The following is a 16,343-nucleotide window of genomic DNA, read 5'->3' as shown; positions in this document are numbered from 1 at the left end:
TTTGTGAAAAACCACACAAACCCCTTCCCTTATTATGACAAATATGTAACAGGTGCCAGGCACTTGTAATAATATTAAAATAAAAGTGAGGGATATCAAGTTTTGATAGCCCTCGCTTTTTTTGTCTCCTAGGAAATTATAAACGTTCAAACCTTTTGGATAACCATAACCATAAAAGGTGTTTGGTCTACGTCTAGCTCCGGGCGCTAGCGGCGTACAAACTTCCCAGCCCGTCCGTGCGATAAGTCAACATCGAATCGCTCCTTGCGTCGCTCTTCGTGTTTCCTTTATCTCCTACCGGACAAGGTCCAGTTTGTACGCCGCTAAACGAGCGCCCTGCGCTTTTGTTTTTATGCTAAGCGGAATACGATGCCGTGTCCGCCTTTTGGGTATTCCCATTTAATGTTTTGATGCGGGCAGCCGATACGACAACTACCGCACTCGTGGCAACCTTCGTAACCAACATGCATTCGGATATCTTCCCATTTGTAGATTTCTGCTGGGCAGAAGATCGTACAAATTTTGTCTGGGCATTTAGTCAAGCAAATGTCTTCATCCATCACGGTAAGATGCGATTTAGTGTCAGCATTGAAACGAACAAGATACTGTTTTTCTTCGATTGTCATCCCTTTTTTTTGTTCACTCATTACTTCACTACCTTCCATGCTCGATACATATCCCGAGCTAGTTTCATTTTCTGTTTTGCACTTCCAATATCTTTCCAAATCTTCTTTTGCTTCTCCCACTTACTGGAGCCATCAACGGTAAACATTTGACTAGCAGCACGGTTCATCATCGGAATATACTGGTCGAAATATTGAGGAAACTTATTGAAATGGTGTGTAGCATCTTTATACTTTTTCATATCCTGACCTACAAAACTATCCATAAGCGTTACGCGGTAATGATCAAGCGTTCTTTCGGAAAAGTCTCCTACTTCCATCGCTTTTAATACTGTTTCAGCTGCCATTCTACCGGAAGTCATCGCAAGGTTAGAACCTTCACGGTGTATCGCATTCACTAGTTGAGCGGCATCACCCACTACGATAACACCGTTCCCCACCACTTTCCCCATTGATTTGTACCCACCTTCTGGGATCAAGTGAGCCAAATACTCTTGTGGCTCGCCACCTTGAATGTAAGGTCGAATCATCGGGTGTTGTTTTACATACTCTAATAACTCGTATGGTTTAATCTTATGTTCGATTAATCCAGATAATAACGTCCCAACTCCAATACTAATGGAATCTTTATTTGTATAGATAAAACCTGTGCCTAATATTCCTTTTGTCGCATCGCCGAACAGTTCAATCGTACATCCTTGATTTTTTTCTAAATTAAAGCGCTCTTCTACTGTTTTACTATCTAACTTAATGACTTCCATTGTCGCTAGTGCTACTTCATCCGGACGGTATTCTTTATGGAAACCTAGTGATTTAGCAAGCAATGAGTTTACCCCATCTGCCAACACGACAACATCCGCATATATATCGCCGTCCGGTCGGTCTGTCTTTACACCTACCACTTTCCCATCTTCTACAATACATTCTAAAACGACCGTTTCATTAACAAGCAAAGCTCCTTGTTCCACCGCTTTACTAGCAAACCATTGGTCAAACTTTGCTCGCAAAACAGTGAAGTTGTTGTAAGGCTCCTGTGCCCACTCCATACCTTTATATCCAACCGTTACAGCAGATTCTTTATCCATCATCATAAAGCGCTGTTCTACAACTGGTCGCTCGAGAGGTGCCTCTTTATGAAAATCAGGTATAATGTCTTCCATCATTTTTCTGTACAAAACGCCACCCATTACATTTTTGCTTCCAGGATATTCTCCCCGCTCTAACAGGAGTACTTTTGCGCCGCCTTTTGCTAATTCAAATGCACAAGAAATTCCAGCTGGCCCAGCCCCTACGACGATACAATCAAATTTTTCAGGCATCTACTTCCACTCCTTCATCGACAAGTGCTTTTTCGAACTCTTCGATCAGTATTGGTAAAATATCAAACGCATCGCCAATAATTCCGTAATGGCATGACTCAAAAATAGCAGCTTCTGGATCTTTATTTATCGCAATAATTAAACTAGAGTTTCGCATTCCGACAACGTGTTGAATCGCACCTGAAATGCCAATAGCAAAATAAATCTTTGGCGTCACAGTCAACCCAGTTTGCCCTACCTGATGATGATGTTCAATCCACCCTGCTTCTACAACATCACGGCTTGCGCCAACCGCCCCACCTAACACATTTGCTAGTTGGTGAACAAGTTGGAAACCCGATTCAGAGCCTAGACCTTTTCCACCAGCAACAACGATATCCGCTTCATCAATGCGCGCTTTTTTCATTGTTTCTCTCACAATCTTTAATACTTTCGTACGAATATCTTCTTCTTTGAGATCGATCTTTTCTTCTATTAAATTACCCTTTCGCCCTTCCTCACGAGGGAGAGCCTTCATCACTTTTGGTCGAACGGTCGCCATTTGCGGTCGATATTTTTTACAAAGAATCGTCGCCATTATGTTTCCTCCGAAAGCTGGGCGACTAGCTAGTAACAAGCCAGTATCTTCTTCGACATCGAGTTCCGTCGTATCTGCCGTTAAACCAGTGGGTAAATCTGTCGCAACAGCACTTGCTAAGTCTTTTCCGGTAGTAGTTGCTCCGTACAAAATAATTTCTGGTTTATGCTTCTCACTACAGTGTAGTAATGCTTTCATGTACGACTCAGTTCGATAATTTTCGAAAATTGGCTGATCATATACATAAACCGTGTCTGCGCCATACTCGTATACTGTCTTAGCGTGATTAGTAACCTCATAGCCAATCATTACACCTGCTAGCTCGCAACCGCGTTTGTCTGCTAACTTTTTACCTGCTCCAAGAAGTTCAAGTGAAACGGGAGCCACTTCCCCGTCTTTTACTTCGATAAAAACCCATACACCACTGTACTCTTCAAAGCTCATCCTTTACCCCTCTTTCCTGCAAACAGTTCTTTCCGTTCTAATACTACTGTTAGTAGTTCTTTTACTTGTTCTTGAGCGGAACCTTCTAATATTTTGCCGCCTTCTGGTTTTGGTGGTGCCCATACACGAGAAACGATTGTCGGAGAACCTTTTAGTCCAAGCTGCTTTCGATCTACTCCTTCTAAGTCTGTAACTGCCCAAATGTGCGGTTCATAGCGAGCTGCTTTTAACATGTTCGGAAAAGAGGAGTATGGAACTTCGTTAATCTCTTTTTCTACGGAAAGTAAGCAAGGTATTTGTGTTTGAACTTCTTCATAGCCATCTTCTAACTTTCGGTGTACAACCATATACTTTTCTTCTTTATTTACTTCCACCACTTTATTAACATTTGTCAGAGGTGGAATATCGAGTCGTCTTGCAATTCCAGGACCAACTTGGCCAGTATCCCCGTCAATGGTCATCTTTCCACAAATAACTAAATCAATCGGTTTAATTTCAGCTATCTTCTCTAATGCTTTTGTTAAAGCGTAACTTGTAGCTAATGTGTCAGCTCCTGCAAAGGCACGGTCGGAAATCATGTAGCCTTCATCGGCGCCTATTTCGATACACTTTCTGATCGCTTTTACAGCAGGTGGAGGTCCCATTGTTAAAACAGAAACGGTGCCACCGTACTTTTGTTTTAATCGAACTGCTTCTTCCACTGCATGTGCGTCATACGGATTTAATATAGCCGGAGCACTTGCTCTGTCCATCGTATTTGTCTTCGGATTCATCTTAATAATCTTCGTATCAGGTACTTGCTTAATACAAGCAACAATATGAAGCATCCTAATCCCTCCCTCACTACGCCGATATAATTGTTACAAACGTGTTAAAAGTGCCTGGCACTTTTAACATTGTTGTAATATTTTTATACGCTACTAGTAATATATTAGGACAACTTGAATATCATGCAGGATTCCTATAATTCTAGTGAAATTCGTTTGGTTTTTGTGACACATAATAGTAAAAAAATAAAAAAGGTACGAGTTCTTCATTAGAAGGTCTCGTACCTTTTTGGGTCCTTTAATTACATAAATCCGTTTATATTTTTTCCGTAGAAGATTTCATCCATTTCTAAAGTTAGCCTTTTGGTGATTTCTTCACTTTCTTCTTCAGTTAGGGAATCTTTCGTAAAACCGAATAAGTAATTGTTTAAATCGAAATTTTTCAGCTTACACTTTGTATGGAATATGTTTTCTTGATAAATGTTTACATCGATCATATCAAATTGCTTTTTCACTTCATCTGGAATGTAGTTTTGAATCGAGTTAATCTCATGGTCAATGAACAATTTATGACCAGTAATATCACGTGTAAAACCACGAACACGGTAGTCCATCGTCATAATATCAGTGTCAAATGAATGAATAAGATAGTTTAATGCTTTTAACGGAGAAATCTCCCCACAGGTAGATACATCGATATCGGCACGGAACGTACTAATTCCTTCATCAGGGTGATATTCAGGATATGTATGCACCGTAATATGACTTTTATCTAAATGCATGACAACATGATCAGGTAGTGGTCCAGGTGATTCGTCGAAATTTTCTTTTGTTGGTACTTCCACTGGCCCTTCTGATACAAGCACCGTAACACTTGCTCCTTGTGGATCATAATCTTGCTTCGCCACGTTTAATACGTGGGCACCAATGATGTCCGAAACATTCGTTAAAATTTTCGTCAAACGATCTGCATTATACTGCTCATCGATGTATTTAATATATTTTTCACGTTCTTCTCTCGTTCTTGTATAACAAATATCGTACATATTAAAACTTAACGACTTCGTTAAATTATTAAACTCATGTAACTGAATACGTTCTTCATGTGAAAGCTTCATAACAAATCCCCTTTACTAAAGTAATTCTTTGACAAAGTAGTAGTAAATATTTTTATCATACCCTGTTTGACTAAGAAAAAAACAACAGAGTGCGTATCATAATGTATTACTACTATCTGAAAAACAGTTGGTTATCGTTTCTACATTTGGGAACTCCAATATGTATACATTTCTCATACAACAATAATGATACTAGTATGCGTTTTTCAATAAACGGAACTCAGTTAAATAATAACAAATAAAAGCGTAAGTTGTTTCATTTTTGCTTATAATATGTTTAGTGCACGAGGAATTATCGTGATTTCTGTTGGGGTCGTGCCAAGGCTTTCGCCATCACCTTGCATGTTCAATGGTTTTCCACACTCAATCTGCACCTTTTTTCCTTTTAACATAGTAACGTTAGGATGGTTACTATGAGCCCCTTTGAACACTTTATAAAATAGCGGAATTAGTTCGAGTCTTGATTTGCCTGATACTAAACAAATATTTAGTTTCCCATCATCATTTTTCGCTGCAGGGCATATTTTTAAACCACCACCGTAATACGGTGAATTGGCTACCGCAACTAGCCAGACATTCTCAATTACTTTTCTTTTATTATCTAATGTTACGGTTACATGCGATGGAGTGTAGGAGAAAAACATTCTTAACGCAACGAGTATATACGATAAGTGACCTAACTTTACTATATTTAAAAGTCTCTTCATTTTAGAGCGATTCGTTTTCTCTGCTACTTCCGCATCAAAGCCAATTCCAACTGCATTCATACACGATCTATCTCCAATAGATAAAATATCAATGCTTGTAGCTTTATTTTTAAAAATGCGCTCTAACGCCTCTTCGTATTTTGTAGGTATCTTCATCGTTCTAGCAAAATCATTACCAGATCCAGCGGGTATGACTCCTATTGGTATACCAATTTCTAATAACCCATGATTGATTGCTAAATGAAGTGTTCCATCGCCACCGATAATAATAATGGTTTTAATTTCATTGTCTTTCTCAAAAGTGGAAAAAATGTCTTCCATGTTATTTTCTTGCTTAGTAAAAGATACTTTGTATTCTTTATTTTTATTATGTAAAATTTTTTTCGTTTTTTCCCAGACTACTTTTCCTTTGCCATTCCCAGCAACAGGATTCACGATGAATTGATACAATGTTGCTTCCCCCAAGTCTATAGCTTACATTTTCACTCTACATAATTCGCCATTTTTCAATAAAAATCCTTCAATTAAATGTTGTCAACATCTTTTGATAATGCTCTTGCCGTATATTTTTTTGTTTTAGATATTTAGCAATCAAATAACAATCCACTCTTGGTTTTAAATTTGTAATAAAAAAAAATTTATTTGAAAAAACCTTATTAAAATAATGGACATTTATGATTGACATTTTATCTTGAATTCAATATAATTACTTTGAAGTTAATTATCTTTAATTTGAGATATTGTATTAAAAGATATATTAGGAGGAGATTTTAATGGCAAAAACAAATTGGGCTTTAGACGCATCTCACAGTGGTGTAGACTTTTCCGTAAAACATATGATGTTCGCAACAGTTAAAGGTGGATTTGAAAAATTTGACGCTACAATCGTAGCTGATCCAACAGACTTAACAACGGCTGAAATTGAATTTACAGTTGACTTAGCAAGCGTAAGCACTCGCAGTGAAGATCGTGATAACCACCTTCGCTCTGCTGACTTCTTTGATGCTGAAAATCATTCAAACATGACATTTGTTGCAACATCTATCGAAAAAACAGATGACAACGAATACGATGTAACTGGAAACTTAACACTTCGCGGTGTTACAAAGCAAGAAACGTTCCAAGTAACATACGAAGGATCTGGCCTTGACCCATGGGGCAACGAAAAAGCAGGATTTGGTGTAGATGGAAAAATCAAACGTAGCGACTACGGATTGGTTTGGAACGCGGCTCTAGAAACAGGCGGAGTACTAGTTGGCGATCAAGTAAAAGTATCCTTACAACTACAAGCTGCAAAAGCGTAATTAGTTGGTTAGCTAGTAGCTGCTAGCCTATAGTGACTAAATTAGTAATAAAAAATAAAAAAAGGAGTTAACACGTTAAATGTGTTGACTCCTTTTCATAATTATTTAGAGTATGGCATCCATTCACTTAAATAAATAATTCTTGTTTTACTCTCTGGCTCACCGTCTAATAATGAAATAAACTCCAATTCATTTCCGTCTATATCCTCAAAATACACACTCGCAGCTGCCATCCATGTATGGACAATTGGTTCGGTTGGTTCTTTGCCAAACGCTTGTATTGGTTCAATGTTCCGGTCTTTTAACCAATGTAGACTTTGCTTTAAAAAGTCTAGCTCGACACCGAAGGCAAAGTGACGTTGGCTCACCTTTTTTCCTGCGGGAACTTCCCAAAGTCCTAGCATTTGTTTGTCTTTCCCGACGTAGAGAAATGCGGCTTTACGTTCCTCTAGCTTTAGCGCTACTTTTAAACCTAGCTTTTCATAAAAAAGAATTGCTTCATTAATATTTAAAACTTCTAAATGTGTTTCGTAAATAGAATTAATCATATAAATGCTCCTATTCAATGAATAATGTAATACTCACTAAATATATGTGCATCAAAATAAAGTTAGGCTCTGTTTTTGTATAAGAGTTTCCCATTATTAAAGTATTAAAAGATTTTCTTTTAACAGTTTTATCAAGTCCGTTTTTTAAGGTTAAATGTATTGTTACTTATCTTCAATTGTACAACTGTCATCCGTACAAACGCCAACATTGTTTGTCGAGAGGTTCATTAACTTTGGCGAAGCATTTTCTTCATCCCATACTTTGTTTAATGAATTTAAAAATACTTCTGTAGGCTGTGCACCAGATATGGCATATTTGTTGTTGATGACAAAGAATGGAACTCCTTGTACACCTATTGTTTTTGCTTCAAATTGATCTTTACGTACTTCTTCTTCAAACGTTGATGAGCTTAATAGCTCAAGTACTTCTCTTTTCTCTAGACCTACACTTTCTGCTAATTCAACAAGTTCTGTTTCCTTACCAATATGCTTACCTTGAACGAAGTAAGCTTCTAAAAGTTTTTCTACGAGTTCTTTATCTTTTCCTTTAGATTCGGCTAGCTTTGCTAATCGGTGAGCATTGAATGTATTGGTAGGAATTAAGGAGTCAAAATCAAATTGTAACCCAACTGATTCTGCTTGCTCCACTACCCCTTCTGACATTTGTTTCGCTCTTTCTAATGTTGTACCGTATTTACCTGCTAAGATTTCATATATGGATTGATTAGTTTCTATTGGAGCATTGGGATCAAGCTCAAAGCTTTTATATCTAACTTCTACTTTTGATTTTTGTTCAAAATTGGATAATGCTTCTTCGAGTCTTCGTTTTCCAATATAACAAAATGGACATGCGTAGTCGGACCAAACTTCTATTTTCATAAATAGCACCTCATTCATCATCATTTAAATTAGATTATCATACGCATGGAAATTAGACATAATGATATGCTCACTATGAACCTGAAATAGATTTTATGCATGTGTGGTCGTCTGTTTTTGGGCTATTGACTGCCGTCGATACTTCTGAAAAGTACATTTGCTCTGCTGGGAATGCTTTTATTAAGCTTTTTACGTTATGGATATCTTCCTCGTTGTTTAACCAGTTGGTTTCGTCTGATTTTTGTAAAATAACGGGCATTCTGTCGTGGATATCAGCCATTATTTCATTTGGTTCCGTTGTAACAACAGTACAGCTGAAGACAGGTTGGTTCGTTTTGGGATGAATCCATTTCTCCCATAATCCTGCTAAACCAAATACTTTTTCTTCTTTTACTTGAATTAGCATAGGTATCTTACCATCCTCTGTTTTCTTCCACTCGTAAAACCCTGTGCAAGGAATGATACAACGTTTAGATTGAAATGCTTTTTTAAAGGATGGTTTCTCATGCAATGTTTCTCCACGTGCATTAATCATCTTGTTTCCAATCGAAGCTTCTTTTGCCCATGGTGGAATAAGACCCCAACGAAGTTTACCAGCTCTTCTTTCTGAACCATCTTGAATAATAGCTAATATTTCTTGTGATGGAGCAATGTTGTACCTTTCTTCCACTGAAAAGCTATTTGTAATGTGAAATGCTTCCATCAATTCTTCGGCAGTAGCAAACATTGTAAAACGACCGCACATTGTAAGACACCTCAATAATAATTAGTTTAACTTTTCTTTAATAACTTCAGTAAATGATTGATGAATTTGTTTCGTAAATCTACCTGGCTTACCGTCTCCTACTACTTTTCCATCTATTGAGACGATTGGTACAACTTCGGTTGTAGTGGAAGTTGTGAAGATTTCAGCTGCTTGAAATAGATCGTCTTTCGTAAATGCTTTCTCTTTATATGTCCAGTTTTTCCCTTTAAATAACGATAAAAGTTCCATGCGAGTTATTCCATTTAATATCAAATTGTTCGCGGGATGTGTGTAGATGACACTGTCTTTAATCATAAAAACATTAGAAGATGTTCCTTCTGTAACTACACCATCTCGAATTAAAATGGTTTCAAAAGCTCCTTGGTCGTAAGCTTTTTGTTTCATCATAATGTTATAGAGTAGATTTAGACTTTTAATATCACAGCGTAGCCAACGTAAGTCCTCACCTGTTATCGCTGTTGCTCCATTTTCATATAGCGAAGTAAGTTCTTTATATGGTAGTGGATAAGCTACAAGCATGGTATGTAAGCTTTTAGCATATTGATGCGTTCTTGGAGCGACCCCTCTTGTTACTTGTAGGTAAACGGAACCCTTTTTCATCTTGTTTTCTTTTTGTAAAAGTAATAAATTCTCTTTCAACTCTTCCAATGTAAAAGGTAGTGCCATTCCTATTTCGTTTGCGCTTCGCTCAAGTCTTTCTAAATGTTCCTCTAGTGTGAAAAATTGTCCATTATACAGGTTGATTACTTCGTATACTCCGTCACCAAATTGATAGCCACGGTCTTCTATGTCTATTTTTATTGTATCGCGTTGAACGATTTTGTCATTTACTAATACTTTCATGTTGGACTCCCACTCCCTATGAGATGATAAATGTCTTATTACTTTGTCGTACATTATACACGAAGAAAATCTAACGATTCAAACATAAGCTAATATTGTATGCCAAAAGGAGCGAATGACGGGTAAGGTCTATTCGCTCCTTTTTATTATAGTTCTTTATCGTTGATAGAATCTAAATATGCTTCGATTTCTGTGATAACGGACTCAACACAGCCGTCTTCAAAAGGAGAAATTAATTTTGCTTCTTCTACTAATTCAGTGAAAGATTTGCTTCCTCCAAGTTGACACAGGTGTAAATATTCTTTCCATGCACCGTCAAAATCTTCTTGTGATTTCTTCCAATATTGTAGGGCGCAAATTTGCGCTAAAGTGTAATCAATATAATAGAATGGCACTTTATAAATGTGTCCTTGTTGTTGCCAGAACCCGCCACTCTCCAAAAATTCATTTCCATCATAATCGATATGAGGTAAATATTTCTTCTCGATCTCTCTCCATGCTTGTTTTCTTTCCTGTGGTGTTGCTTCAGGATTTGCATATATAAAATGTTGGAATTCGTCTACTGCTACACCATAAGGGATAAACTGAACAGCTTCACTTAAATGAGAGAATTTATATTTGTCTGTATCTTCTTTAAAGAAATGCTCCATCCATGGCCATGCAAAAAATTCCATACTCATCGAGTGAATTTCGCATGCTTCAAGTGTTGGGAATCCATACTCTGGCACTTCATAGTGACGGCTAGAGAAAACTTGGAACGCGTGACCTACTTCATGCTTTAATACACGCACATCCCCTTTTGTCCCGTTAAAGTTCGCAAAAATGTATGGTGATTTGTATTTACTAATGTATGTACAATATCCACCGCCAGCTTTTCCATTTTTACTTAGTAGGTCCATTAAGTCACCGTTTAACATAAATTCGTAAAATTCGTTTGTTTCTGGCGACATTTCTTTATACATTACTTTCGCTTGTTCTACAATCCACTCTGCATCCCCTTTAGGGTCAGGGTTTCCTGTTTTAAAGCTAAACGCTTGGTCATAATATTTGAATTCATCTAAGCCAATTCTTTCTTGCTGCTTTTGGCGAAGTTTTGATCCAAGTGGAACGATGTATTCTTTCACTTGGTTACGGAAGTTTTCAACCATGCTAGCATCATAATCAGTGCGTCCTAGTCGAGCATATGCTAACTCTGTAAAAGTTTCGAAGCCAAGCTTCTTCGCTATACGCGTTCTTACTTTTACTAATTTATCATACAACTCATCAAGTTCATGACCGATTGTAGCTAAGTAGTCGTACTTTGCTTCATTAGAAGTTTTACGCACTTCTCTATCTGTAGACTGGTGGTATGGAGCAAGTTGCGCGAATGTTTTCTCTTCCCCATCAAACTCGATTTTTGCGGAAGCTAATAATTGTACGTAAGAGCTTACCAATTTATTTTCTTCTTTTAGGTCTTCTAATACTTCAGGAGAAAATGTTTTTAATTCACTATCAGCTAGTGAAAATAGTTGTTTTCCCCATTTGTTTTCTAATTCTTTTCTGAATTTAGAAGTCGTTAATGCATTATAATATTTCGTAATAAATCCTTTATATTGTGGACCAACTTCGTCAAAGAAGCTTTTTTCTTCTTTATAAAAAGAATCAGTTGTATCCACTGTGTGGCGGATTTGGACAATTTGTCTCATTGATTCTACGCTGCTTCGTAGTTCATTAATTTCTTTCATTATGTTGTTTTGCTCATCTGCAGAAGTTGCTTGTTGAAACTTTTCTAATAAAGCGTTAAAGTTACTTTCCACTTCTGTGATGTTAGGTCGTGTGTAAGGAAATTCATGAAATCCCATTATGTTATCGCTCCAATCTTTTTGTAAGAATTTTCACTCTATCCTCTATTTCGACAAACACATAAAAAAACCTTCCTAAAAACGAAAAGTTTTTTCGGAAGGCGAAATAATTTATCATTTATTGCATCAATAGTTCATAAGATCGTACTCTTGCTTTGTGGTCGAAGACGTGTGTGTTGATGATTAGTTCGTCGGTTTTGGTTTCGGAGATGAATGCATTGAGTTGTTGGCGAACTGTTTCTTTTGTGCCGACAAACGTGTATTTTAATTGCTCCATGACCATTGCTTTTTCGTATGGAGACCAGATTGTTTCCATCGAATCAACTGGTGGTGGCAGTTGTCCTCCTTGGCCTCTTATCATCCGTAAAAAGGCTAATTGCTGGCTAGTGGCTAATTGTTCAGCTTCTTCTTCTGTATCTGCGACGATTACGTTTACTCCAAGCATAGTGTATGGTTTTTGTAACGAGTCAGAAGGCTGGAAATGTGCATAATAAATTTGCAAGGCTTGCATTAAAAAGCCTGGTGCAAAGTGGCTGGCAAACGAGAATGGTAAACCGAGCATTCCTGCTAATTGTGCACTAAATCCACTAGAGCCTAATAGCCAAATCGGAATATTTAATCCTTCTCCAGGTACAGCTCTTACTTTTGCCTGTTCATCCACTTTAAAAAAACTTTGTAATTCTTGAACTTGGTCTGGAAAGTCATCCCCTGCACTTCTAACATCTCTTCGTAAAGCACGTGCTGTTAGTTGATCACTACCAGGAGCTCGGCCTAATCCTAAATCAATTCTCCCGGGATACATCGATTCAAGTGTACCGAACTGTTCTGCAATAACGAGAGGTGCATGGTTCGGTAACATAATACCACCTGAGCCGACTCTAATTTTAGACGTGCCACCTGCAATATAACCTATCACTACACTAGTTGCAGAACTAGATATACCTCTCATATTATGATGTTCTGCTAGCCAGTAGCGGTTGAAGCCTAATTTCTCCACTGTTTGCGCCAATTGTAACGAGCGTTTAAAAGATTCACTTGCATTACTACCTTCTGTAATTGGGGCTAAATCAAGTACAGATAAAGGAATAGAGTTCCAATTATTCATCTATATCTAACCTTTCATTTTTAAAAGTTGTTTGTTACTAGTATACGCCTGTATTGGCTTGAACAAAAATAAAACGCACCCAAAGTAGATGCGTTTAATAAACTTTATAAAATTTGTTTTACTAATTCCTCGACAAAAAGGTCATATGGAATCATTGCTATTCCCCCACCTTGTGCCATTATTTCATTTCCTCCACCTTTTCCGTCAATAAGTGGAAGTATATTTTTTACTAATGTATTTACGTTAACTTCAACGTTACGACCTCTAGTACATACAAATTGAAACTTTTCGTCATTTATAATAACAAGGATGGCTAATACATCATCGTCTTGCTCTACTAGAAATTTTCCTAGTTTTTGAATGTCTTTCATTGTTTTTTGATCATAAAGTGTATGAACAAAATTTATGTTGTTTCTACGGTCCGCATGTCGGAGTAAACTCATGGATTCTAATGATAAAATGGTGTCTTCATATTCTACCAACTTTTTTTCTAGTTGCTTCGTGTTTTCCATAAAGGATGAAGCTGTTTCTACTAAACGATCTTCAGGTGCATTCAATAAGTGTGTAAGTTTTTTTGTGATAATATTTTTACGTTCAAGCTGTTGTAACACCCTTTTCCCAGCTATAAAATGTACCCTTACATTATTCTTCTGTTTTTCCACACTCATTATTTTTAACATGCTTACTTGAGCAGTAGAAGTAGGATGTGTCCCTCCACATGCATTGTAATCAAAGTCTGGAATAATGACTAGACGAATATTTTCATTTACACTTGGAGTTTTTCTTAATGGATAATGTGACAATTCTTCTTCTGTTATCCACTTCGTTTCGATTGGTCGATTTTCTAAAATGATTTCGTTGGACAGTCTTTCTGCTTCCAGTAGTTCCTCTTCACTGATGGAATTTGTCTCTAAATCAATCGTACATGTTTCTTTTCCTAAATGAAAACTGATTGTTTGATAGGAATAAAGGGACGCCAAAGCCGCAGATAGGATGTGTTGGCCACAGTGTTGTTGCATATGGTCGAATCTGCAATCCCAATTGATGGATGCTGTCACCTTTTCACCAACAGTTAATCTGTTTTTTGTAAAATGGCGAATTTCATCGTTTACTTCTTCTACATCGATCACTTCCGCATTGTTTATAAAGCCGGTGTCGTGTGGTTGGCCACCACCTGTTGGATAAAAGTGAGTTTGATCTAACACAGCATAATTATTCCCGTTTTCGTCTATTTCAGATTTTAATATGTTTGCTTGGAAAGTTTTAATGGTTGGGTCTTGATAATATAATTTGTTCGTCATAATTACCTCATTTATTTTCACTTTGAATGAATTCTTCTTTAATTTTGTGCAATAGTTCTTTATTTGTGAGTACATCAAGCCCGGTAATTGCCATTGCTTTTGCTGCTAAAATCATCGCTTCTTGGCCTTTGTCACTTTTTGAAGCATCTCGGAATTCGATTGTATGACCAGAACACGGTGTATCACTTATTTGAACGTAAGGGTGAATAGAGGGACAAACTAAGCTTACATTTCCCATGTCTAATGAGCCGTAGCCTTTGCTTTCTTCTAATATTTCTTCACGTTTTACGCCAAGTTCTACTAATGAATCAGTAAAACTATTAGAAAGTGTTTCGTTTGTTATTAAGTTGTCGTAAGAAAGTTCGTAGTTAGACATTTTCATTTTTGCGCCAGTCATTAAGGCAGCACCTTCTGCTATTGCTTGTACTTTTTCCACAAGCTCGTTAACATAGCTTCTCGTTTTAGCTCGAACATAAAACTGAGCAACAGCATAATCAGGTACGATATTTGCAGCTTTCCCACCTTCAGAAATGATTCCGTGAATTCGTGCGTCACTCGTAACATGCTGTCTCATTGCGTTAATTCCATTGAATGTTTGGATAACGGCATCTAGCGCGTTAATTCCTTTTTCAGGGCTTGCAGCGGCATGTGATGTTTTACCGAAAAATTCGAATTGGATAGCGTCCATCGCAAGGGATGTTCCGCTCTTTTGATAGTTTGATGAAGGATGAACCATCAAGGCTACATCTAGTTCGTCAAAAATACCTTGTTCGGCCATGGTGACTTTTCCGCCTTTTGTTTCTTCAGCTGGTGTGCCGTACACGATTACTTTTCCACCGGTTTGTTCGATCACTTTTGATAGGGCTATTCCAGCACCTAAGCCCATTGTTGCGATTAAATTATGACCACAAGCATGTCCAATTTCAGGTAGTGCATCGTATTCACACATATATCCGATTGTAGGACCTTCTATTCCACTATCATATGTTGCTCGGAAGGCAGTTGGTAAATCACAAATACCTACTTCGACGTTAAAGTTATGTTTTTTTAAGCTGTTTGTTAGTATTTCACATGCTTTGACTTCTTCATGACCAAGTTCTGGGTTGTGCCATATGTATTGGCTAATATGTAATAATTCGTCTTTGATTGCTTCGACGGAATTTATAATTAAGTCTGTCATTCTGGTAATCTCCTTCAGGTTCTATTTTTATCCAAAATTATATAGGATTATTTCGCTTTCGGCTAGTCAAAGTTACTAAAGGAGGCATAGGTGTACAACTGTTGATGTTTACTGTAGGTACTCGCTTTCCGCGGGTGGACTCGGGATCCTCCTCGGCGCATGGCGCCTGTGGGGTCTCCCTTGTCGCACTTTTCCCGCAGGAGTCTCGCTCCTACAGTGAACATCAACTAGTATTGGATACTAATATGAATTACTATTTTTCATGACAAATATATTTGTTTAAGCAAAAAAGGGTGGAAATGAATCCACACTTCTTTATTGAGTCAATTTCATAATGGCTGTTCGTTTAGTGAAAAAAGATTGTTCCGTTTATTATAATTAAATAACGTTCGATATAAAACGTTAATTATAATATAGAATAGGTTTAATATTCGTTTTTCGTTTAGTAATTGTACATTATGAATCTCACTCTAGTAAGTATTTATTTTGTTTTCTATTTCGTTTGCGACAGTGTGAGTAAATTCGTTTGTCATTTCTGGTAGGCTAGATTTTAGTATATTGTTGACCATTTTGCCTAGAGCTCCTTCGGCGGTTATGGATAAAGCTCCTGTCATTATAGTTGTTTCACTTGTTTTACTTTCAGCAGAAAAATAGCCATAACCTGTGAATTTTTCATTGATGCCTGTGAGGGTAAAGGTCACTCTCGAAGGTTCTTCCCAACTTGTAATGTTTACTTTTAAATGTACTTTCTTTTTAAACATTCCTACATCACTTTTAAATTTCCATGTGGACTCACGAGCATTCATAATTTCATGCTCTATATAACCAGGTACTAGTGGAGCCCAATTGTTTATATCACTTACGAACGACCATACCGATTGAATGGGTTTGTATACGACAATGGTGCATGTTTCAGTAGGCATTTTGATTCCTCATTTCTTTTTAGGTTACGTTTCATTCATATTCACTTTCCTAAAAGAAATGACTAGTAAAAAATGAAAGGAGTTGGTATGAATACCAA

The 16,343-nt window shown here is 37.2% G+C and carries 16 protein-coding genes; 1 reads left to right on the top strand and 15 read right to left on the bottom strand.

All coding sequences use genetic code 11. From position 1 onward, the window contains the following. Nucleotides 1–350: 350 nt before the first annotated feature. From CDZ92_RS06805 to CDZ92_RS06780, 6 genes are all read right to left on the bottom strand, one after another. Nucleotides 351–665: a ferredoxin family protein gene (locus CDZ92_RS06805; RefSeq protein ID WP_096154495.1), complete on the bottom strand. Its 315-nt coding sequence runs from the start codon at nucleotides 663–665 to the stop codon at nucleotides 351–353. Further along, nucleotides 647–1,942: an FAD-dependent oxidoreductase gene (locus CDZ92_RS06800; protein ID WP_096154494.1), complete on the bottom strand. Its 1,296-nt coding sequence runs from the start codon at nucleotides 1,940–1,942 to the stop codon at nucleotides 647–649. Before CDZ92_RS06800 ends, CDZ92_RS06805 begins: the two co-directional genes overlap by 19 nt. Then, entirely contained in the window at nucleotides 1,935–2,963 is a 1,029-nt protein-coding gene (locus tag CDZ92_RS06795) for an electron transfer flavoprotein subunit alpha/FixB family protein (protein ID WP_096154493.1), read from the bottom strand. The genes CDZ92_RS06800 and CDZ92_RS06795 overlap by 8 nt, the downstream gene beginning before the upstream one ends. Then, a complete protein-coding gene (locus tag CDZ92_RS06790) occupies nucleotides 2,960–3,790 on the bottom strand; it encodes an electron transfer flavoprotein subunit beta/FixA family protein (RefSeq protein ID WP_096154492.1) in 831 nt (276 codons plus the stop codon). Before CDZ92_RS06790 ends, CDZ92_RS06795 begins: the two co-directional genes overlap by 4 nt. A gap of 242 nt (nucleotides 3,791–4,032) precedes the next feature. Then, a complete protein-coding gene (gene speD / locus CDZ92_RS06785) occupies nucleotides 4,033–4,848 on the bottom strand; it encodes an adenosylmethionine decarboxylase (protein WP_096154491.1) in 816 nt (271 codons plus the stop codon). Nucleotides 4,849–5,114: 266 nt separating this feature from the next. After that, on the bottom strand, nucleotides 5,115–6,005 hold the full coding sequence (locus CDZ92_RS06780) for a diacylglycerol/lipid kinase family protein (protein WP_157842725.1): 891 nt from the start codon (nucleotides 6,003–6,005) through the stop codon (nucleotides 5,115–5,117). A 323-nt stretch (nucleotides 6,006–6,328) separates the two neighbouring features. Here CDZ92_RS06780 and CDZ92_RS06775 point away from each other — a divergent pair, with 323 nt between their 5' ends. Next, nucleotides 6,329–6,859: a YceI family protein gene (locus CDZ92_RS06775; protein ID WP_096154489.1), complete on the top strand. Its 531-nt coding sequence runs from the start codon at nucleotides 6,329–6,331 to the stop codon at nucleotides 6,857–6,859. Nucleotides 6,860–6,960: 101 nt separating this feature from the next. Here CDZ92_RS06775 and CDZ92_RS06770 read toward each other — a convergent pair whose 3' ends face one another. From CDZ92_RS06770 to CDZ92_RS06730, 9 genes are all read right to left on the bottom strand, one after another. Further along, a complete protein-coding gene (locus tag CDZ92_RS06770; protein WP_096154488.1) occupies nucleotides 6,961–7,407 on the bottom strand; it encodes a VOC family protein in 447 nt (148 codons plus the stop codon). A gap of 162 nt (nucleotides 7,408–7,569) precedes the next feature. Then, entirely contained in the window at nucleotides 7,570–8,286 is a 717-nt protein-coding gene (locus CDZ92_RS06765) for a DsbA family oxidoreductase (RefSeq protein WP_096154487.1), read from the bottom strand. A 73-nt stretch (nucleotides 8,287–8,359) separates the two neighbouring features. Continuing rightward, nucleotides 8,360–9,031, bottom strand: coding sequence for an SOS response-associated peptidase (locus CDZ92_RS06760; protein ID WP_096154486.1), 672 nt, complete (start codon nucleotides 9,029–9,031; stop codon nucleotides 8,360–8,362). 21 nt (nucleotides 9,032–9,052) lie between these two features. After that, nucleotides 9,053–9,895 carry a D-amino-acid transaminase gene (dat, locus tag CDZ92_RS06755; protein ID WP_096154485.1) on the bottom strand — a complete coding sequence of 281 codons (843 nt, stop codon included), beginning with the start codon at nucleotides 9,893–9,895 and terminating at the stop codon, nucleotides 9,053–9,055. Between the two features lie 146 nt (nucleotides 9,896–10,041). Continuing rightward, nucleotides 10,042–11,736 carry a M3 family oligoendopeptidase gene (locus CDZ92_RS06750; RefSeq protein ID WP_096154484.1) on the bottom strand — a complete coding sequence of 565 codons (1,695 nt, stop codon included), beginning with the start codon at nucleotides 11,734–11,736 and terminating at the stop codon, nucleotides 10,042–10,044. Between the two features lie 118 nt (nucleotides 11,737–11,854). Then, nucleotides 11,855–12,841 (bottom strand): LLM class flavin-dependent oxidoreductase, encoded by a 987-nt coding sequence (locus tag CDZ92_RS06745; protein ID WP_096154483.1) that lies wholly within the window; start codon nucleotides 12,839–12,841, stop codon nucleotides 11,855–11,857. Between the two features lie 104 nt (nucleotides 12,842–12,945). Continuing rightward, complete coding sequence (locus tag CDZ92_RS06740; protein WP_096154482.1) at nucleotides 12,946–14,142, bottom strand: alanyl-tRNA editing protein; 1,197 nt, start codon at nucleotides 14,140–14,142, stop codon at nucleotides 12,946–12,948. Nucleotides 14,143–14,149: 7 nt separating this feature from the next. Further along, nucleotides 14,150–15,322, bottom strand: coding sequence for a M20 family metallopeptidase (locus tag CDZ92_RS06735; RefSeq protein ID WP_096154481.1), 1,173 nt, complete (start codon nucleotides 15,320–15,322; stop codon nucleotides 14,150–14,152). Nucleotides 15,323–15,792: 470 nt separating this feature from the next. After that, a complete protein-coding gene (locus CDZ92_RS06730; protein ID WP_096154480.1) occupies nucleotides 15,793–16,245 on the bottom strand; it encodes a CoxG family protein in 453 nt (150 codons plus the stop codon). Nucleotides 16,246–16,343 lie beyond the last annotated feature (98 nt).

The organism is Bacillus sp. FJAT-45066 (genome assembly GCF_002335755.1).
GTDB lineage: Bacteria > Bacillota > Bacilli > Bacillales > Bacillaceae_I > Bacillus_CD > Bacillus_CD alkalisoli.
This window is presented reverse-complemented; position numbering and strand designations above follow the sequence as displayed.